This is a genomic window from Frateuria sp., assembly GCF_013362045.1.
GTDB lineage: Bacteria > Pseudomonadota > Gammaproteobacteria > Xanthomonadales > Rhodanobacteraceae > Frateuria_A.
This window is the reverse complement of record NZ_JABFWW010000273.1, coordinates 1-18,973: the sequence shown is the minus strand read 5'-3', so window position 1 is coordinate 18,973 and position 18,973 is coordinate 1. Positions and strand designations below refer to the sequence as shown.

Annotated in this window: 21 protein-coding genes; 14 read left to right on the top strand and 7 right to left on the bottom strand. The window is 69.4% G+C overall.

The genetic code is table 11. The features are described 5' to 3' along the window. Positions 1 to 545: LysR family transcriptional regulator (locus tag HOQ08_RS13320; protein WP_291195757.1), on the bottom strand; the 545-nt coding region annotated here is incomplete at its 3' end. A gap of 131 nt (positions 546 to 676) precedes the next feature. Between HOQ08_RS13320 and trpB the strand changes: the two genes are divergently transcribed. From trpB to accD, 3 genes are all read left to right on the top strand, one after another. Next, positions 677 to 1,888, top strand: coding sequence for a tryptophan synthase subunit beta (gene trpB / locus HOQ08_RS13315; protein ID WP_291195755.1), 1,212 nt, complete (start codon positions 677 to 679; stop codon positions 1,886 to 1,888). After that, positions 1,885 to 2,685, top strand: coding sequence for a tryptophan synthase subunit alpha (trpA, locus tag HOQ08_RS13310; protein ID WP_291195753.1), 801 nt, complete (start codon positions 1,885 to 1,887; stop codon positions 2,683 to 2,685). The genes trpB and trpA overlap by 4 nt, the downstream gene beginning before the upstream one ends. 70 nt (positions 2,686 to 2,755) lie before the next feature. Beyond that, on the top strand, positions 2,756 to 3,625 hold the full coding sequence (gene accD, locus HOQ08_RS13305; protein WP_291195751.1) for an acetyl-CoA carboxylase, carboxyltransferase subunit beta: 870 nt from the start codon (positions 2,756 to 2,758) through the stop codon (positions 3,623 to 3,625). A 344-nt stretch (positions 3,626 to 3,969) separates the two neighbouring features. Here the strand turns inward: accD and HOQ08_RS13300 are convergent, their stop codons facing one another. Together HOQ08_RS13300 and HOQ08_RS13295 are read right to left on the bottom strand one after the other, a co-directional pair. Next, positions 3,970 to 4,515, bottom strand: a complete 546-nt coding sequence (locus tag HOQ08_RS13300; RefSeq protein ID WP_291195749.1) for a phosphatase PAP2 family protein — start codon at positions 4,513 to 4,515, stop codon at positions 3,970 to 3,972. After that, positions 4,490 to 5,650: a glycosyltransferase family 1 protein gene (locus HOQ08_RS13295; protein ID WP_291195746.1), complete on the bottom strand. Its 1,161-nt coding sequence runs from the start codon at positions 5,648 to 5,650 to the stop codon at positions 4,490 to 4,492. The genes HOQ08_RS13300 and HOQ08_RS13295 overlap by 26 nt, the downstream gene beginning before the upstream one ends. Positions 5,651 to 6,007: 357 nt before the next feature. Between HOQ08_RS13295 and HOQ08_RS13290 the strand changes: the two genes are divergently transcribed. Further along, positions 6,008 to 6,325: a hypothetical protein gene (locus HOQ08_RS13290; protein ID WP_291195743.1), complete on the top strand. Its 318-nt coding sequence runs from the start codon at positions 6,008 to 6,010 to the stop codon at positions 6,323 to 6,325. 21 nt (positions 6,326 to 6,346) lie between these two features. Here HOQ08_RS13290 and HOQ08_RS13285 read toward each other — a convergent pair whose 3' ends face one another. Next, positions 6,347 to 7,078: a transporter gene (locus HOQ08_RS13285; protein WP_291195760.1), complete on the bottom strand. Its 732-nt coding sequence runs from the start codon at positions 7,076 to 7,078 to the stop codon at positions 6,347 to 6,349. An 82-nt stretch (positions 7,079 to 7,160) separates the two neighbouring features. Here HOQ08_RS13285 and gltX point away from each other — a divergent pair, with 82 nt between their 5' ends. From gltX to HOQ08_RS13245, 8 genes are all read left to right on the top strand, one after another. Next, the gene (gene gltX, locus HOQ08_RS13280) at positions 7,161 to 8,561 is read left to right on the top strand and encodes a glutamate--tRNA ligase (RefSeq protein ID WP_291195740.1); all 1,401 of its coding nucleotides are present in this window, start codon (positions 7,161 to 7,163) and stop codon (positions 8,559 to 8,561) included. 17 nt (positions 8,562 to 8,578) lie between these two features. After that, positions 8,579 to 8,851 (top strand): hypothetical protein, encoded by a 273-nt coding sequence (locus HOQ08_RS13275; RefSeq protein ID WP_291195738.1) that lies wholly within the window; start codon positions 8,579 to 8,581, stop codon positions 8,849 to 8,851. Positions 8,852 to 8,936: 85 nt separating this feature from the next. Continuing rightward, a complete protein-coding gene (locus tag HOQ08_RS13270; RefSeq protein WP_291195736.1) occupies positions 8,937 to 9,407 on the top strand; it encodes a transcriptional repressor in 471 nt (156 codons plus the stop codon). A gap of 242 nt (positions 9,408 to 9,649) precedes the next feature. Continuing rightward, a complete protein-coding gene (locus tag HOQ08_RS13265) occupies positions 9,650 to 10,072 on the top strand; it encodes a MerC domain-containing protein (RefSeq protein ID WP_291195733.1) in 423 nt (140 codons plus the stop codon). 48 nt (positions 10,073 to 10,120) lie between these two features. Beyond that, positions 10,121 to 11,071 carry a cation diffusion facilitator family transporter gene (locus HOQ08_RS13260; protein ID WP_291195730.1) on the top strand — a complete coding sequence of 317 codons (951 nt, stop codon included), beginning with the start codon at positions 10,121 to 10,123 and terminating at the stop codon, positions 11,069 to 11,071. Between the two features lie 93 nt (positions 11,072 to 11,164). Beyond that, positions 11,165 to 11,326, top strand: coding sequence for a 30S ribosomal protein THX (locus HOQ08_RS13255; RefSeq protein WP_291195728.1), 162 nt, complete (start codon positions 11,165 to 11,167; stop codon positions 11,324 to 11,326). Between the two features lie 145 nt (positions 11,327 to 11,471). Beyond that, positions 11,472 to 11,939, top strand: coding sequence for a hemerythrin domain-containing protein (locus HOQ08_RS13250; protein WP_291195725.1), 468 nt, complete (start codon positions 11,472 to 11,474; stop codon positions 11,937 to 11,939). A 14-nt stretch (positions 11,940 to 11,953) separates the two neighbouring features. Continuing rightward, a complete protein-coding gene (locus HOQ08_RS13245) occupies positions 11,954 to 12,754 on the top strand; it encodes an isochorismatase family cysteine hydrolase (RefSeq protein ID WP_291195722.1) in 801 nt (266 codons plus the stop codon). A 119-nt stretch (positions 12,755 to 12,873) separates the two neighbouring features. Here HOQ08_RS13245 and hutI read toward each other — a convergent pair whose 3' ends face one another. The 3 genes from hutI to HOQ08_RS13230 form a co-directional block, all read right to left on the bottom strand. Next, entirely contained in the window at positions 12,874 to 14,106 is a 1,233-nt protein-coding gene (gene hutI, locus HOQ08_RS13240; protein ID WP_291195719.1) for an imidazolonepropionase, read from the bottom strand. Further along, positions 14,103 to 15,533 (bottom strand): chloride channel protein, encoded by a 1,431-nt coding sequence (locus HOQ08_RS13235; RefSeq protein ID WP_291195716.1) that lies wholly within the window; start codon positions 15,531 to 15,533, stop codon positions 14,103 to 14,105. The genes hutI and HOQ08_RS13235 overlap by 4 nt, the downstream gene beginning before the upstream one ends. A gap of 78 nt (positions 15,534 to 15,611) precedes the next feature. Beyond that, complete coding sequence (locus HOQ08_RS13230) at positions 15,612 to 17,177, bottom strand: bifunctional GNAT family N-acetyltransferase/carbon-nitrogen hydrolase family protein (protein ID WP_291195713.1); 1,566 nt, start codon at positions 17,175 to 17,177, stop codon at positions 15,612 to 15,614. 127 nt (positions 17,178 to 17,304) lie between these two features. On the opposite strand from HOQ08_RS13230, the gene HOQ08_RS13225 reads away from it, so the two are divergent. Both HOQ08_RS13225 and HOQ08_RS13220 read left to right on the top strand, forming a co-directional pair. Beyond that, entirely contained in the window at positions 17,305 to 18,675 is a 1,371-nt protein-coding gene (locus HOQ08_RS13225; RefSeq protein ID WP_291195710.1) for a formimidoylglutamate deiminase, read from the top strand. Between the two features lie 109 nt (positions 18,676 to 18,784). After that, positions 18,785 to 18,943, top strand: coding sequence for a hypothetical protein (locus HOQ08_RS13220; protein WP_291195707.1), 159 nt, complete (start codon positions 18,785 to 18,787; stop codon positions 18,941 to 18,943). Positions 18,944 to 18,973 lie beyond the last annotated feature (30 nt).

Below are 18,973 nucleotides of genomic sequence, written 5' to 3'. Positions count from 1 at the left end.
GCGAGCCGGGCGGCGGCCGGACAGAGTGGACTGAGCACCGGCACGATGCGTACGGGGGCCAGTTCATGCACGCGCCATTCGCCCGGCCAAGGCGGTTCGGCCAGCAACAGCGCCGCGTCCAGGCCAAGCAGTGCCGGCTCGAACGGCGACTCCTGTGCGCTCAGGTGCAACTTCAGCGCAGGCAGGTCGCGGCCGAGCCGGTCGAGCCGGGGAATCATCCAGCGCGCCAGCAGGCTGCCGGGGCAGCCGAGCACGAACGGCCGCTGCGTGTCGGCGCGCGCCAGCCGCGCCCAGCTTTCGCGCAGTTGCTCGAAAGCCGCGCCCGCACCATCGCGCAGTTGCCGGCCCGGCACGGTCAGTGCCAGGCCACGGCCTTGCCTGGTGAACAGCGGCTGGCCCAGGGCCTCTTCCAACGCGCGGATCTGCCGGCTCACGGCGCCATGGGTGACGTTGAGTTCCTTGGCTGCGCGGCTGACGCTGGCCAGCCGCGCCGTGGCCTCGAAGGCACGCAGGGCGTTGAGTGGCGGCAGGTCGCGTGCGGGCATCATGTGAGTTTTTCTGACAGGTAAGAGCGATCTTATCGCTTTTCCTTGCAACGGCCCTGCGCTAGCGTGCGGGGCTTATCCTTCCACTTTGCCTGCCAGGCGGGCGCCGTTTCTCTGCACGGGAACCTCACATGTCATTGCCCCAGGATTTCCACCGCTGGCCGGACGAACACGGCCGCTTCGGCGCCTATGGCGGCAGCTACGTGGCCGAGACGCTGATGGCGCCGTTGGCCGAACTGACCGAAGCCTACCGGCGCCTGCGCCAGGACCCGCAGTTCCTGGCCGAACTCGACCGTGACCTCAAGCACTACGTCGGCCGGCCCAGTCCGGTCTACCACGCCGAGCGGCTGTCCAGGCAGGTGGGCGGCGCGCGGATCCTGCTCAAGCGCGAGGACCTCAACCACACCGGCGCGCACAAGATCAACAACACCGTCGGCCAGGCCCTGGTCGCCCGCCACATGGGCAAGCCGCGCGTGATCGCCGAGACCGGCGCCGGCCAGCACGGCGTGGCCACCGCCACCGTGGCCGCGCGCCTGGGCATGAAGTGCGTGGTCTACATGGGCGCGGTGGACATCGAGCGGCAGAAGATCAACGTCTACCGCATGAAGCTGCTGGGCGCCGAGGTGGTGCCGGTGACCTCGGGCTCGAAAACGCTGAAGGACGCGCTCAACGAGGCGATGCGCGACTGGGTCACCCATGTGGCCGACACCTTCTACATCATCGGCACGGTGGCCGGACCACACCCGTACCCGCAGATGGTGCGCGACTTCAATGCCATCGTCGGCCGCGAGGCGCGCGCGCAGGTGCTGGACCAGTACGGCCGCCTGCCCGACGTGATCACCGCCTGCGTCGGCGGCGGCTCCAACGCGATCGGCCTGTTCCACGCCTTCCTCAATGATGCCGGCGTGCGCATCGTCGGTGCGGAGGCGGCCGGGGAGGGCATCGCCACCGGCCATCACGCCGCCTCGCTCTCGGCCGGACGGCCGGGCGTGCTGCACGGCAACCGCACCTACGTGCTGTGCGACGACAACGGACAGATCACCGAGACGCACTCGGTCTCCGCCGGTCTGGATTACCCGGGCGTCGGTCCCGAGCACGCCTTCCTCAAGGACGCCGGCCGCGCCGAGTACGTGGGCGTCACCGATGACGAGGCGCTGGAGGCGTTCCACCTGCTGGCGCGCACCGAGGGCATCCTCGCCGCGCTGGAATCCAGCCACGCGGTGGCGCAGGCGATCAAGCTGGCACGCGAATACCCGAAGGACGCACTGGTGCTGTGCAACCTCTCCGGCCGCGGCGACAAGGACGTGCACACCATCGCCGCGCGCGAAGGAGTGCAGGTATGAACCGCATCGACCGCCGTTTCGCCGCGCTCATTGCCGCTGGCCGCACCGGTTTGATCCCGTTCGTCACCGCCGGCGATCCCGCGCCCGCGCATGTGGTCACGCTGATGCACGCGCTGGTCGATGCCGGTGCGGACCTGATCGAACTCGGTGTGCCGTTCTCCGATCCGATGGCCGATGGCCCGGTGATCCAGCACGCCAGTGAACGGGCGATCGCCGGCGGCGCGGGCCTGGCCGACGTGCTGCGCTGGGTCGGCGAGTTCCGCCGGCGCGATGCCGACACGCCGGTGGTGCTGATGGGCTACCTCAACCCGATCGAGATGTACGGTTACGCGCGCTTCGCCGAAGCGGCCGTCAGTGCGGGCGTCGATGGCGTACTGATCGTCGACTGCCCGCTGGAGGAAGCGGCGGCGCTGGAGCCGCTGCGTGCCGCGGGCCTGCGCCGGATACTGCTCGCTGCGCCCACCACCGCACCCGCGCGTATGGAGCAGTTGTGCAAGGCGGCCGAAGGCTTCCTGTACTATGTGTCGTTCGCCGGCATCACCGGGGCGGCACGGCTGAGCACGGCAGACATCGCCGCGCGGGTGGCCGGGGTGCGCGCCGGGGCGAAGGCGCCGGTGGCGGTCGGCTTCGGGGTGCGCGATGCGGCGAGCGCGAAAGCGATCGCCAGTTTCGCCGACGCCGTGGTGATCGGCAGTGCGCTGGTCGAGCGCCTGGCCGGCGCCACGGAGGCGGGCGAGATCGCCACGCGGGCGCGCGAGTTTCTTGCACCGATCCGTGCGGCGCTGGATGCACCGTAGCTTCTGCCTCCTCGTCCTCCGGGAAGAGGGCCAGGGCTTGCGGTGACGTACTGTTTTTAATGAGGTCCCCATGAACTGGCTGCAGAAAATCATGACCCCGCGTGCACGCACGCACAGCGCGCCGGCCGGCAAGGGCAAGGTGCCCGAGGGCGTATGGGAGAAGTGTGGCGGCTGCGGCACCGTGCTGTACCGGCCGGAGCTGGAGCGCAACCTGATGGTCTGCCCCAAGTGCGGCCACCATCATCCGATCGGTGCGCGCGAGCGGCTGCTGTCGCTGTTCGACGAGGGTTCCACGCAGGAGCTCTGGTCGAGCCTGGAGCCGACCGATCCGCTGAAATTCCGCGATTCGAAGAAGTACCGCGACCGCATCGTCGCTTCGCAGAAGTCCACCGGCGAGAAGGACGCGCTGCTGACCGTGAGCGGCCGCCTCAAGGGCCGCCCGCTCATCGCCGCCGCGTTCGAGTTTTCCTACATGGGTGGCTCGATGGGCTCGGTGGTGGGCGAGAAGTTCACCCGCGCCGCCGAGCGCGCACTGGCCGAGAAGAGCGCGCTGGTGTGCTTCTCCGCCACCGGCGGCGCCCGCATGCAGGAAGCGTTGTTCTCGTTGATGCAGATGGCCAAGACCTCCGCGGCGCTCGCGCGCATGCGCGATGCCGGCGTGCCCTATATCAGCGTGATGACCAACCCCACCACCGGCGGCGTGTCTGCCAGCCTGGCCATGCTCGGCGACATCAACATCGGCGAACCGAAGGCGCTGATCGGCTTCGCCGGGCCGCGCGTGATCGAGCAGACCGTGCGCGAGACGTTGCCGGAAGGTTTCCAGCGTTCGGAGTTCCTGCTCGAGCACGGCGCGATCGACCTGATCGTCGACCGCCGCGAGATGCGCGACAAGCTTGCCGAGCTGTTCGGCCTGCTGATGAAGGCGCCGCGCGCCGCCTGAGCTGCGCGGTCAAGTGAAAGGACGATGCCGCCTGCGGGCGGCATCGTCGTTTCCGCGAGCTGCGTTTTCCACAGCGGGTGTGGATGCCTTACGGATAAGCCTGTGGACAAGCCGTGCGGCCCGCTTTGCCGACAGGCACTTGGCACGCACTGGCGAAGTTTTGCCCGTGGCCGGTGCTTGCCTCTATGCGTTTTCCACAGCGCCTGTGGAACCGGCTGGGGCAAGCCTGTGGATAGGTGGCCTATCCTGCTGATCGGCAAGCGCGATGCGACGGCGTGGGCAAGAACTGACCAGCCGGCCGCACGATCGTCGATCGCGTGCGTGGCCGTGCCCGTTCTTTTGCTCTACAGGAGACCGACCAGCCACAGCGAGCTGCCGCCGAGCACGCCGCCGATGCCGATCGCCGCCAGCACGTCACTGGGGTAGTGCAGCCCGAGCACCACGCGCGACATCGCCACCAGCGCGGTGAAGCCGAGCAGCAGCGGTGCCAGGCCCGGATACCAGGACAGCGCGACGATCGTGAAGCCGACCGCCTGCAGGGTGTGGCCGGAGGGAAAGCTGAACTCGTCCAGCGGCGCCACGTGCGCGATGACGCCAGGGCAGGCGCGGAACGGCCGCGGCCGGCGCGTCCAGCGCTTGAGCAGGCGATAGAGCAGCAGCGCGGCCAGCCCGGTTACCGCCATGTGTGCCGCTGCGCCGACGCCGCGCCTGCCGTCGGCAAGCGCAATCGCCAGCATCAGTGCGTACCAGAACATTCCGTCGCCCAGGCGGCTGACCAGGCCGAACGCGGCACCGACCGCGCGCCGGGTTCCCCAACGGTTGGCGAGCACGCAGACGTGCCGGTCCAGCGCGAAGCGCGGCAACTCAGGCGTGGGCGATGCAGATGGCATGGACAGGCCCCTCCCGCCGCGCGAGCCCGCGCAGCAACTCTTCGAATTCGCGCAGCACCGTGTCGGGCGAAAGCCGTTCGACGCTGGCCCGTGCGGCACGTCCCATGTGCCGGATCAGCCCCGGGTTGCATGCCAGCGTCTCCGCGGCGGCAATGAAACCCTCCGTGTCGCCCGGTGCAATGCCGTAGCCATTGTGCGCGTGACGCAGGTGGTCGCGCGCGGCGCCCTGGTCGAACGCCACCACCGGCAGGCCGGCGGCGAGCGCCTCCAGGATCACGTTGCCGAAGGTCTCGCTGAGGCTGGGGAAAGGGAATACGTCCGCGCTGGCGTAATGGCGTGCCAGCGATTCGCCGCGCTGCATGCCAGCGAAGATGAAGTCCGGGTTGGCGGCGGCCAGCGCGGCGCGCGCGGGGCCATCGCCCACCCAGACGTAACGCGCCCGGGGCATGCGCTGCTGGATGGCGCGAAAGGCCTGCACGGCCAGCGCCAGGTTCTTTTCCGCCGCGATGCGCCCGACATACAGCACCACCGGCGTGCTGCCGTCGACGCCCCAACTGGCGCGCAGCGCCGCGTCCCGCCAGGCCGGGTGGAACTGCGCGGTATCGACCGCGCGGCGCAACAGGCGCACGTTGTCGACGCCCAAACCGCGCAGCTCGTCCGCCAGCGCATCGGTTGGCACCAGCGTGGCATCCGCGCGGCGGTGGAAGCGGCGCAGATAGCCGCGTACGGCCGGCGCCAGCGCGCCCAGCCCATAGTGTGCGGCATAACTGTCGAAGCGGGTATGGAAGCCCGTGGCTACCGGGATGCCCAGGTGCATCGCCGCGCGCTGCGCCGAATGGCCGAGCGGACCTTCGGTGGCGATGTACACGGCATCCGGCCGCAGGCGCCGCCAGCGCTCGCTCAGCAGGCGGCCGGCAGGCAACCCCATGCGCAGCCCCGGATAGCGCGGCAACGCCATGCCGCGCACTTCCTGCACCAGGATGCCGGGCTCGTCCTCGAACGTGCCGCGCTGGCGCGGGCGGACCAGGTCGATGCTGTGCCCGCGCGCGGCCAGCCCGGCAGCCAGGCTGTGCACGGTCAGTGCGACGCCGTTGATCTCCGGCGGATAGGTTTCGCTGACGATGCCGATGCGCATTCTGCAAGTTCCCATCGGGGCCGGATGAAGTTTCGGACCAGGGCGTTGCGCGCCCATGGCACGCCGGTGACGGCGGCATGACGGGATGCGGCGCAGAGCACGCCGGGCGCCCCGTCCAGGGAGGCCGGTCGCGAAACGGGTGCGGTTCGCCGCTGCGCTCGCCAGGTTGTTCGCCGCCGCCGCAGCAAGGGCAATCGGCCATGCCGATACCGGGCTCCACGTCACTGCACCAGCATGTCCGGAATCCCGTCCCCTGCCATAGGGGTCGGCCACGCCGGGCAAGTGCGCTCGATCCGCCGACGGGCATCCGGAAGGATTACCATCCATCTGAACGGGTACCGTTGCGGGAGGTCGCGCATGAAAGCCACGCTGATCGCCGTCGCCTTGCTGGCATTGCCGGTCGCTGCCACCGCTACCGCTGCGATGGAGCCGCAGCAGGCCACGCAGTCGCTGCGCGAGTCGCGTCCCGCGCACCACCCGCTGTTCACGGTGAAGTTCGTCCTGCGGCAGCCGCCGCCGGAGAAGGCCCCGCCCGAGATCATCATCGACCAGGCTTCGCCGCAGATCGTGCCGCCGATGTCCGGTGGCGTCCCCGCCATCATGCTCGGAGCATTGCACCTCGATCCGAACATGATCGTCTGCTACGGCTGGGGCTGCGAATACCGCGGACTCTGATTGAGCGGGATGCGCGGCGGGTCAGCGGCCGAAATAGACCGAGACGCCGAAGTTCGCCAGCCAGTGCGGCGCCGCGCCTGCAAGACGCCGGTCCAGCCCGGCGTCCCATTGCACGCGCGGCGTGACCTGCCAGGCAAGGCCGGCGCCGGCCAGGCTGCCGCTGCCCCGTCCGGGTATGCGCAGCCAGGCGGCCTCGGCGTAGACGTTGAGGTCCGGGCGCAGCGCGAAGCCTTCGTTCAGGGCGAGCGTGGGGCGGTTGGTGCGGCCGGCGCGAACCTCTTCCAGATACAGGCCCAGGGCATTGCTCGCATCGAGTTGCAGGTTGAACTGGGCGCCCAGCAGGTACTGGCGACGGTCCGCGCGCAGCGAGGGCGAACCATCGGTGAACTCGACGCTGGCCAACAGGCCCCAGGTGAACGGGCCACTGGCCGCGGGGGCGAACTTGAGGCCCAGTACGCTGTCGCCGTGACCGTCGTCGCGTTCGCCGCCGCTGCGCAGGCGCGCATAGGGCGTGCTGCCCAGCTGCAGTTCGACCGGGCCGCCCAACCCCACGCGCAGCAGGGTGTCGATGCTGGCCTGGCGCGAGCCGACGCCCCCGACGCGGTCGAGGCTCAGGTCGGGCAGGCCCTGTTCCCAGGTGACCTGGCCGGCGCCGAGCACGGCGGGGGTGAAGCCGATGCCCGGGCGGTCGTACCCGGGGTTGTCCGCGTGCGCCGTGGCGGTGAGCGCGAGCCATCCGGCCGCGGCGATCATCGGCAACAGGCGTATCTTGCATCGGCTGGGTGCCGGGTATCGGCTAAAATCCCTCGTTTGGCCTCGCACCAGAAGATTCTCCATGACCGTCCGCACCCGTTTCGCTCCCAGTCCCACCGGTTTCCTGCATATCGGCGGTGCGCGCACCGCGCTGTACTGCTGGCTGGAAGCGCGCCGCCGCGGCGGGCAGTTCCTGCTGCGCATCGAGGATACCGACCGCGAGCGTTCCACGGACGAGGCGGTGCAGGCGATCCTCGACGCGATGGCCTGGCTGGACCTGTCCGCCGACCAGCCGGCGATCTACCAGACCCATCGCCTGGCCCGCTACAAGGAGGTGGCCGAGCGCCTGCTCGCCGAAGGCAAGGCCTACTATGCCTACGAGAGCAAGGAAGAGATCGAGGCGATGCGCGAGGCGGCCATGGCCCGGGGCGAGAAGCCTCGCTACAACGGCTATTACCGCGACCGCAACGAGCCGTACCGCGAGGACCCCAACCGGGTGATCCGCTTCAGGAACCCCACCGAAGGCGCGGTGGTGTTCGAGGACAAGGTCAAGGGTCGCGTGGAGTGGGCCAACGCCGAACTGGACGACCTGGTGATCTTCCGCTCCGACGGCTGGCCGACCTACAACTTCGCGGTGGTGGTCGACGACATCGACATGGGCATCACCGAGGTGATCCGTGGCGACGACCACGTCAACAACACGCCGCGCCAGATCAACATCTATCATGCGCTGGGCGCAGCGGTGCCGGAGTTCGCGCACCTGCCGATGATCCTGGACAAGGAGGGCAAGAAGCTCTCCAAGCGCACCGGCTCGGTCAGCGTGATGGAGTACCGCGACGCCGGCTACCTGCCGCACGCGATCCTCAACTACCTGGTGCGGCTGGGCTGGTCGCATGGCGACCAGGAGATCTTTTCGCGCGAGGAGATGATTCGTCTGTTCGATATTTCCGACGTGAACCGGGCCGCCTCGCGCTTCGACACCGAGAAGCTCGGCTGGCTCAACCAGCATTACCTGAAGACCGAGGATCCGCAGGCGCTCGCGCCGGAGTTCGCATGGCACCTCGAGCGTGCCGGCGTCGACGTTGCGAAGGGCCCAGCGCCCGTCGACGTGATCGTTGCGCTGCGCGACCGCGTGCACACGCTCAAGGAGATGGCCGAGCGCGCCAGGGTCTGGTACGCGCCAATCGCCGAATGGGACGAGAAGGCGGTCGCCAAGCACCTGCAGAACGACAGCGCCGTCGCCGTGTTGAGCGAGGCGAAAGCCTTGCTGGGCGGCGTCGAGTGGAAGCCCGAGCCGATCCACCAGGCGATCGAACAGATCGCCGCGAAACTGGAACTGGGCATGGGCAAGATCGCCCAGCCGTTGCGCGTGGCGATGACCGGCACCCAGGTGTCGCCCTCGATCGACCACACCATCTACCTGGCCGGCCGTGGCGAGGCGCTCAAGCGCATCGGCGACGCGCTCGCCCGCGCACAGGGCTGATTCCGGGGCGCGCAGGCATGGACGAGCTCCTTGCCCGCGCCATGCAGGGCGTCGATCCCGACGCCCCCGATGCGTTCTTGCGTGTCTTCCTCAACCTGCTGGCGCTGGTGCCCTGGACCACGCTCATCTGGTGGAACCTCTTCTTCCTCGCCGGCGGTGCGCTGCTGGGCTGGTGGCGCGGACGCACCGCCGAGGGCGTCGCCTGGGCTTTCGTGCTGGGCCCGATCGGTTGGCTGGTCGTCCTGCGCCGGCGCCGCCGCGAGCTGCCGCCGCCACTGCCGCGGCGATAGCGACCGTTGGGATCGGGCGCGCGCGTCCCAACCTAAACTGCCGGGCGCGGGGCTATCATCTGCGCAGGCTTACGGGAAATGCCACGTGTCAGGCAAGGCGCACACGCACCATCATCATGACGACGCCGGCGGTTTCGTGGCGGCGGTCGAGCATGCCAGCGAAGCGCGCGGCCTGCGGCTGACGCCGCTGCGCAAGGAAGTGCTGGAGCTGATCGCCGCGGCGGGCAAGCCGGTGAAGGCCTACGACCTGCTCGACCAGCTGCGCGAGCGCCACGGCAACGCCGCGCCGCCCACGGTCTACCGTTCGCTGGATTTCCTGCTCGAGCAGGGCTTCATCCACAAGCTCGAATCGATCAACGCGTACGTCTCCTGCCACCATCCGGCCGAGGCGCACCAGGTGCCGTTCCTGATCTGCGACAACTGCGCCAGCGCGCAGGAGGTCTGCGACGCGCGGGTGGCCGAGCTGATCGAGGCGCAGGCGCGCGCGTTCGGCTTCCGCCCGCAGGCGCAGACGCTGGAAGTGCACGGCCTGTGCAAGCACTGCCGCAAGAGTTGACGGCTGGACAAAGGAGCGGGGCGCGATACATCCCGTATCGCGCCCCGCGGGTTTTCCGGTGTTGGCGGGGAGGGAACGTTGCCGCACCGGAAAATCGTGGACCCGGACGACGGGCATGGGGCCCGGCGCTCGACCAAGGCTAGAACGTCGCTGTGACAATCCGGTTGACCGCCGGTCGCCGGGCGATGACAGCCATCGTTGTTATAATGTAACATGCTCGGCGTTCCTTCCTGGAAGCCGCGATGGCCCCGCCGCTACCCTCCCGCGCATGGCATACCGCCGACAGGCTCGGTGCCATCGCCTCGTTCCTGTGTGCGATCCATTGCGCGGCGCTGCCCTTCGTGCTGGCGATGCTGCCGCTGGTGGGCCTGGAATTCCTCGCCGACCATCGCTTCGAGCGCGCCTTCGTGGTGTTCGCCTGCGCGCTCGCACTGCTGACGCTGGTCAACGGCTACCGCCGCCATCGCCGGCCGGTTCCCTTGTTGCTGGCATTCCCGGCATTGGCGCTGCTGCTGCTGGGCGTCACCGTGGCCGAGCGCTATCCGCTCGTCTTGCACAGCGCGCTGGTGACCTGCGGCGGCGTGCTGCTGGCGAGCGCGCACTTCGTCAACCTGCGCACGGACCGGCGGCAGGCGCACGTACATGGGCCAGGCTGCGCGCAATGAGGCGCGCAGTGATTGTGTAACGCGGTGTGGCCTTCCTACGATGACGCGATGAGCAAGCAGCACGATCACCCGCATCCGCCCCACGACCACGACCACGACGATCACGGCGAACACGACGGGCACGCGCGCGGCCGCAAGCTGCTGGTCGCGTTCCTGCTGACCGTGCTGATGCTGCTGGCCGAGGCCGTGGGCGGCTTCTGGTCGGGTTCGCTTGCGCTGCTCGCGGATGCCGGCCACATGATGGTCGATGCGCTGGCGCTCGCGCTGGCCTTCGCGGGCGCGCGGCTGGCGATGCGCCCGGCCGACGCCCGGCGCAGCTTCGGCTACGGGCGGCTCGAGGTGCTGGCCGGTTTCGTCAATGCGTTGACCCAGTTCGTGCTGGTCGGTTTCATCGCGTACGAGGCGGTGACCCGCCTGCTGCACCCCGGCGCGATCCTCTCCGGCGTGATGCTGGCGGTGGCGGCGGTGGGCCTGCTGGTGAACCTGCTGGTGCTGCGCATCCTGCACGGCCATGCCCACGACGACGTCAACATGGCCAGCGCCAGCCTGCATGTGCTGGGTGACCTGCTCGGCTCGGTCGGCGCCGTGCTGGCGGCGCTGGCGGTGCGCTGGCTGCACTGGAACTGGGCCGACCCGGTGCTCTCGCTGCTGGTCTCGCTGCTGATCCTGGGCAATGCCTGGCGGCTGCTGCGCAAGTCGGCGCACATCCTGCTCGAAGGCGTGCCCGAGGACCTCGACGTCGGCGAGGTCGAGCAGGCGCTGCGCCTGGCCGATGGCTCGATCAGCGACATCCATCACCTGCACGTGTGGCAGCTTGCTTCCGGTTCTCGCATGGCCACGCTGCACGCGCAGGTGGGCGAGGGCGACGGCTCCGCAGCAGTGGCCGCGATCCACACGCTGCTGCGCCAGCGTTTCGGCATCCTGCATGTGACCGTGCAGGTCGATGCCGGCGCGTGCACCGACCATGCGCGTGATTGCCTCGGGCACGGGCACCGTTGAGCCGTGGCGGACAGTTGCCGCGGCGCTCTTGCGCTTTACCCGCCCGCTGCTACGATGCTCGGCCACTCACGTATTACGAATCAAGGAGTTCCCATGGGTAAGGGCGATCGCAAGACCCGTCGCGGCAAGACCTACCGCGGCAGCTACGGCAACACCCGTGCGCATGACGCGCAGCCGGCCGTGGTCGGCGCCAAGGCTACCGTGACCAAGCCGGCCGCCGCCAAGAAGGCCGCGCCGAGGAAGAAGTCCGCCTGAGCGGTTTCTCAACCGCCGGACACAAGACCCCCGCCCCCGCGGGGGTTTTTGTTTTTGCGCCTCCCGCAGGAATTAAACAGCGGAAGACACGCGCTTCACCGCGCCCATGGAAGTGTTCCCAACGCGGGGCATAAGCGGAGCGGACATGAACGCGATCGAGCTTTTGACGCAGGACCACAAGAACATGCGTGCGCTGCTGGACGAGCTGACCGGCACCACTACCCGCGGGGTGAAGAAGCGCAAGGAGCTGCTCGAAAAGATCCAGACCAACCTCACGGTGCACAACACCATCGAGGAAGAGATCTTCTATCCGGCCTTCAAGGACGCGGGCGACGGCAGGGACGACGCCAAGATGTATTTCGAGGCGCTGGAGGAACACCGCGCAGCAGGTGACCTGGTGCTGCCCGATCTGCTCAAGACCGATGCCGCAAGCGAGAAGTTCTCCGGTCGCGCCAAGGTGCTCAAGGAACTGTTCGAGCATCACGCCGATGAGGAAGAAAAGGAGATGTTCAAGCGCGCCAGGGCGCTGATGGGCAAGAAGGCGATCGATGAGCTGGGCGAGCAGCTCGCGCAGCGCAAGCTGGAACTGAAGAAAAAGGCGCAGGCGGGCTGAGGCGGGCAGCGGCCATGGGCAACAACCTGCAACCCGGTCCGGACGCACCCTTCGAGCCCTCGCACAGCGCGTTGCTGATCATCGACATGCTCAACGGCCTGGAGTTCGAGGGAGGCGAAGCCCTGCTGGAACAGGCGATGCCGGCGGCCAGTGCGATCGCGCACCTGCGCGACTGGTACCACGCACGCGGGCTACCGGTGGTCTATGCCAATGACAACTTCGGGCGCTGGCATGCCGATTTCGCCAAGGTCGTCGAGCATTGCCGGCGCGTCGGTTCGCGGGGCGCAGCATTGAGCGATGGCCTGCTGCCCGGCGTGGAAGACTATTTCGTTCTCAAGCCCCGGCATTCGGCGTTCTACGAGACACCGCTGTCCACCCTGCTCGAGAAGCTGGACATACAGGCGCTCGCCGTGGTCGGCATCGCCGGCGACGACTGCGTGCTGCGCACGGCGCTGGATGCGCAGATGCGCGGCTTTCCCCTATGGGTGCCGGCCGACGGCGTCGCCTCGCAGACACCCTTGCGCAACCAGCGCGCCCTGGCATGCATGGAGGAGGTCGCCGGGGCCGATATCGCGCGCATCGACGCGCGCCTGCCGGAATGGAACAGCATTCAGCGGAGCCACACCATGAGCAGCCACGACCGCAAAGACATCAGGCATCCGGACCACGCCAAGCCCCAGCGGCCGGAAACCGAGAACGAGCGGAAAGGCCGTAAGGCCCACGAGAGCGATCTCACCGACGAGGCGGTGGAGGAAACCTTCCCTGCGAGCGACCCGGTCTCGCCGTTCATTCCGGCCAAGACGCCGAAGGACTAGCGCAACCACGGTGCAATGCCGCGCGACAGGCGGTCCCTTCTTCGCTGCGCAGGCACCCGGATCCTGCCGCGGAAGGACGTGGCCCTCGCCTTGCGCAAGAGGATCGATCCCTCCGCTTTCTACGGGATGGTGACAGGGGCGCCGCCGATCCAGAGCGCGCGCAGCAGGTTGCCGCCGATCCAGTAGCACAGCTCCGCGGGCTGCAATGCGTGCCACACCGCCAGGTCCGCGCGCTGGCCGACGACGAGCGTGCCGCGATCGCCCAGGCCGAGCGCGCGGGCGGCGTTGGCGGTGATGCCGCGCAGCGCTTCCTCGGGCGTGAGGCGGAACAGCATGCAGGCCACGTTGGCCGCCAGCCGCAGCGAGAGCAGCGGCGAGGTGCCCGGGTTGCAATCGGTGGCGATGGCGATCGGCACGCCATGCGCACGCAGCGCATCGATCGGCGGCAGCCGCGTCTCGCGCAGCGCATAGAAGGCACCGGGCAGCAGTACGGCCACGGTGCCGGCGGCGGCCATGGCGCGCACGCCCGACTCGCTCAGGTGTTCGAGGTGGTCGGCGGACAGCCCGCGGTATTGCGCCACCAGCGCGGCGCCATCGAGGTCGGAAAGCTGCTCTGCGTGGAGCTTGACCGGCAGTCCCAGCGCCTTCGCACGCTCGAACACGCGCGCGGTCTCCTCCCGGCTGAAGCCGATGCCTTCGCAGAAGGCGTCCACCGCGTCGACCAGGCCTTCGGCGGCCAGGGCGGGCAGCATCGCCTCGCATACCTGCGCCACGTAATCGGTGCGGCGGTCGCGGTACTCCGGCGCCAGTGCGTGCAGGCCCAGGAAGCTGGTGCGCACGGTGATGCCGAGTGTTTCGCCGATGCGCCGCGCCACGCGCAGCATGCGACGTTCGGTAGCCAGGTCCAGCCCGTAGCCCGACTTGATCTCCAGCGTGGTCACGCCATCGTGCAGCAGCGCGTGCGCACGCGGCAGGCTCTGGCGCAGCAGCGCATCCTCGTCCCCCGCGCGGGTGGCGCGCACGGTAGAGGCGATGCCGCCGCCGGCCTTGGCGATGTCCTCGTAGCTGGCGCCGTTCAGGCGCAGGTCGAATTCGTGCGCGCGATCGCCACCGAACACCAGGTGGGTATGGCAATCGATCAGCCCGGGCGTGACCAGTGCGCCGTCGAGCCGGTCGATCGAGGTCGCCAGCGTATCGGGTGCCGCGGGCAGGTCGCACGCCGGCCCGACCCAGGCGATGCGGCCGTCCTTGAGCGCCAGCGCACCCGCTTCGATCAGGCCGAACGGCCGGTCGCCCGCAAAGGTGGCCAGCGTGGCGTCGAGCAGGAGATGGTCCCAGCGGGGCGTGCTCATGGCTTCTCCACGGATGAGGGCTCGTCCACCGGAGCCGCCGGTTCGTCGAAGGCGCTGCTCGGGCCCACGTGCTCCAGCGGTTCGGGCGCGCCTGCGCGGTGGGACGCCTGCTGGCGCTCGAATTCCTGCACCAGGCGCTCGGCGAAATCCTTGTAGACCGGCGTGGGGCTGAGCAGCGACGCGGCCGCGCGGGCCAGCAGACAGGCGGCCATCACGGGGATGATCATGGCCTGGTTGTCGGTCAGCTCCATCGCGATCACCGCCGAAGTGAGCGGCGCGCCGGTGACGCCGGAGAGGTACGCGCTCATGCCCAGCAGCACCACCGCCGCGGCCGGCACGCCGGGCAGGAAATGGGCGATGTTCTGGCCCAGCCCGGCGCCGACGGCCAGCGCCGGCGAGAAGATGCCGCCGGGGATGCCGGCCCAGTACGAGACCACATTGGCCGCCAGCTTGGCCAGGCCGAAGCTCTCGCCCGGCGTGGCCGCTGCCTGCTGCACGATGGCGCGCGCCTGGTCGTAGCCGGTGCCGTAGACCGAGCCGTGGAACGCCACGCCCAGCACCGCCAGCACCAGCCCGCAGCCTGTGGCGAAGGCGACCGGCCAGCGTGCGCGCAGCGCGCCGATGTGCGCCAGCGGGCCGCGCCTGCTGAGCAGGATCAGCCGCGCGAACAGCCCGCCGAACAGCCCGCACACCACGCCGCACAACAGCACCGCCAGCCAGGCATGGCCCAGCGGCAGGCTCGCTTCCACCGTACCGAAGTAGGCGTAGTTGCCCATGATCCCCAGCGACACCACGCCGCCGACGATCACCGCGGTGAGCAGCAGGCCGCTGAAGCGGTGCTCGAAGGTGCCGGCCAGCTCCTCGATGGCGAACACCACGCCCGCCAGCGGCGTGTTGAACGCCGCGGCGATGCCCGCCGCGCCGCCGGCAAGGATGAAGCGCGAGGCTGCCTTCGGGTCGCTGAAGCCGAACCGGCGCGCGAAGGAGTAGAACAGCCCCGCGCCCACGTGCACCGTCGGCCCCTCGCGTCCGATCGAGGCGCCCGCCGCCAGCGCGATCAGCGTGAGCAGCATTTTGCCGGCGGCGATCGGCAGCGCCAGCATCGTCTGCCGGAAGTGCTCGTCTTCCACGTGCAGCGTGGCGATCGCCTGCGGGATGCCGCTGCCGCGGGTGGCGCGGAAGCGTCCGGCGGTGGCCCAGGACAGCAGGCCGAACACCACCGGCGTCAGCAGCAGCGGGATCCACACACCGTGCGCCAGGATGCCCAGGAACAGGTGATAGGCCCAGGTGCTCGCCTTGGCGAACAGGATCGCCGCCAGCGCCACCAGCACCGCACCGCTCCACAGCGCGATGCGCCGCTTCCATTGGTGCGGGGCGAAGAACTCGTGGCCGAGCAGGGCCTGTAGGCGCGGGTTGGAAGTGGGCATCGGGCGATTATCGCAGACCCCGCAGCGCGGGCTTCATTTCGTTGCTCCAGCACCAGGCAGGCCCCGGGGCACAGCCGCCTACAGCGGCTGCGGCCGCCAGCGCATCTCGTAGAGGTCGAAGCGGCGGTCCTTGAGGTTGGTCACCGCACCGGCGTTGCGTGCGCGGGCCAGGCTTTCCAGGCGCAGGTCGGCGAACAGCACGGTCTCGATGTTGGGCGTTGAATCGGCCGCCACGCCGTCGCGCGCGAAGGGGAAGTCGCTAGGGGTGAGGATGCAGCTCTGCCCGTACTGGATGTCGAAGTTGTTCACGCCCGGCAGGTTGCCCACGTTGCCCGAAAGCACCACGTAGCACTGGTTCTCGATCGCGCGCGCCTGCGAGCAGTAGCGCACGCGCAGGTAGCCCTCGCGCACGTCGGTGCAGAAGGGCACGAACAGGATCAGCGCGCCCTGGTCGACAAGGTGCCGGGCGACCTCGGGAAATTCGGCGTCGTAGCAGATCATCACGCCGATGGGTCCGCAGTCGGTCTGGATGGTGGCCGCGCTTTCGCCGCCGGTGATGTTCCACACGTTGCGCTCGCTCGGCGTGGGATGCAGCTTCTCGCGCTCGTGGAGCGAGCCGTCGCGCAGGCAGACGTAGCAGACGTTGTGGATGTCGCCGTTGGGCTGCTCGGTGGGATGCGAGCCGGCGACGATGTTGATGTTGTAGCGCACCGCAAGGCGGCCAAAGAGATCTTTCACCTGCGGCGTGTGGTGGCTGAGCTTGCGGATGGCGTCGACCGGCGAGAGTTCCGCGTTCTCGATCGACAGCAATTGCAGCGTGATCAGCTCGGGGAAGGTGACGAAGTCGGCGTTGTAGTCCGCCGCGATGTCGGTGAAATACTCCACCTGGGTGGCGAATTCCTCGAACGAGCGGATGCGCCGCTGCAGGTACTGCACCGACGCCACGCGGACCAGGTCCGGCAAGTGCCTGGGCGAGGGGATCGAGGGGATGTCCGGGTGGTCCAGCAGCGCCGGGTTGCGCCACACCAGCTGCGCCGCCCAGCCCAGCGATTCGTGGTCCGAGGGCACGTAGGCGCGCAGCAGGCCGACCACCTCGAAGCCGTTGGTGAGCTGGAAGCTCAGCGTCGCGTCGCGCCGCTCGCCGGCGACCACCGCACGCACGTAGGCCTCGGCGCTGCCGTAGCGGCCGATGTTCTTCGCCAGGCCGGGGATGCGCCCGCCGAACACGATGCCGCGCAGCTTGAGGTCCATGCACAGCCGCTTGCGCGCGTGGTACAGCCGCTGGCCGATGCGCATGCCGCGGTAGTCCGGGTGAACCACTACTTCCATGCCGTAGAGCCAGTCGCCGTCGGCCTTGTGGCGGGAGGCCATGCCGCCGCCGGTGATCTGCATCCAGGTGTGCGGCGCGAGCGCGGTGGCCTCGTCGATGCGGAAGGTGGCGCAGTAGCCCACCACCTTGCCGGCGTACTCCACCACGAACTGGCCTTCGGGAAAGTGGGTCTGCTGGGAGCGCAGCATCTCGGCCGAATGGCCCCATGCGGGGGAGTAGACGCGGGCGGTGAGGTCCACCAGCGCCGGCACGTCGTCGGGACGGGCCAGGCGCATCAGCAGCTTGGCGGATTGCTCGGGTGTCTTCTTGGCCATGGCCCAGTATCGGAAAGGGAGTGTGGTGGAACCGTTGGCCGTGTCGTGGCCCGGCCTTCACCGTCCGGCCGGAACGGACCGGATGGGCGCGCGCGGATACACTGGTCGCCTTTCCGAGGAGCGAGCCATGACCCCGTCCACCCGCCTTCGTCGCTGCCACGCCGGCCACTTCTGGCAGGGCGAGGGCTGGTCCCGTGAAGGCATCTTCGGCGTCGACGCGGACGGCGTGCTGCAGGCGGTGGAAGATGGCCCCGCCGAGACGCTGGGCACCTGGGTGCTGCCGGGCATGCCCAACCTGCATTCGCATGCCTTCCAGCGCGCCATGGCGGGCCTGGCGGAACGTCGCGGCAAGGCGGACGACAGCTTCTGGAGTTGGCGCGAGACCATGTATGCGTTCGCCGCCTCGGTCGGTCCGGACGAACTCAAGGCCATCGCCGCGCAGCTCTATGTGGAGATGCTCAAGGCCGGCTACACGCAGGTGTGCGAATTCCACTACCTGCACCACCGGCCCGACGGCACGCGCTACGCGCCGCCGGAGGCGATGTCGCTGGCGTTGGTCGAAGCGGCGCGCGAAGCGGGCATCGCGCTGACCCTGCTGCCGGTGCTGTACATGCGCGGCGGCTTCGACGGCCGCCCGCTGGGCGCGCGGCAGCGGCGCTTCGGCCACGAGGTGGACGATTACCTGCGCCTGCTCGATGTCCTGCGCGGCTACCAGGATGCCGGCCTGCGCACGGGCATCGCGCTGCATTCGCTGCGCGCCGTGCCGGAGGACGCCTTGCAGGCCGTGCTCGCCAGTGAGCTGGCAAATGATGGCCCGATCCACATCCACATCGCCGAGCAGCTCGGCGAAGTGCAGGACTGCCTCTCGATCCGCGGCGCCCGGCCGGTCGAATGGCTGCTCGACCATGCGGACGTCGGCGCGCGCTGGTGTCTGGTGCATGCTACTCACCTCAGCGACGACGAAACCCTGCGGCTGGCGCGCAGCGGCGCAGTCGCCGGGCTGTGTCCCACGACCGAGGCGAACCTCGGCGACGGCCTGTTTCCGCTGGCCGCCTACCTCGATGCCGGCGGCGCGCTGGGCATCGGCTCGGACTCGCACATCTCCGTCTCGCCGGTAGAGGAATTGCGCTGGCTGGAGTACGGCCAGCGCCTGGCCACCCGCCACCGCAACATCGCCGCCCGCCGCGAGGGCGCGAGCGTGGGCCAGACGCTGTGGCGCGCGGCGCTGCACGGTGGCGCGCAGGCGGCCGGGCTGCCGGTCGGCGCGATACGCGCCGGCTGCCGTGCCGACCTGCTGGTGCTCGACGACGGCTCGCCGCTGCTCGCCGCGCGCGACGAGGCCTCGGTGCTGGACAGCTTCCTTTTCGCCGGCAACACGCCGCTGGTGCGCGACGTGATGTGCGGCGGCCGCTGGGTCGTGCGCGACTTCCGCCATCACGACGAGGACCGCATCGCGCAGCGCTACCGCGATACGGTGCAGCGCCTCCGCCAAGCGTGAGGCGCACCGCCGGCAGCTGAACGGCAGGCACGGCGGCCGGAGCAGGCGCGTCATCGCGGCAGGGGAGCGGGCGTTCTGGGGATCACCCTTGCGGATCTAAGGAACGCCCATGCGCCGTACGCCGCTGTTGATCGCCGCCTTGCTGCTGGCGGGCAGCCTGTCGCTGGCCGGCTGTGTCGTCGTTGCGCCGCGGCACGCCCGTGTCTGGGTGCCTGGCCATTGGTCATCGCCGCACGTCTGGGTCGAGGGCTACTGGCGCTATCGCTGAGCTGCAAGCGGCGGCGTGGGACGCCCAGGC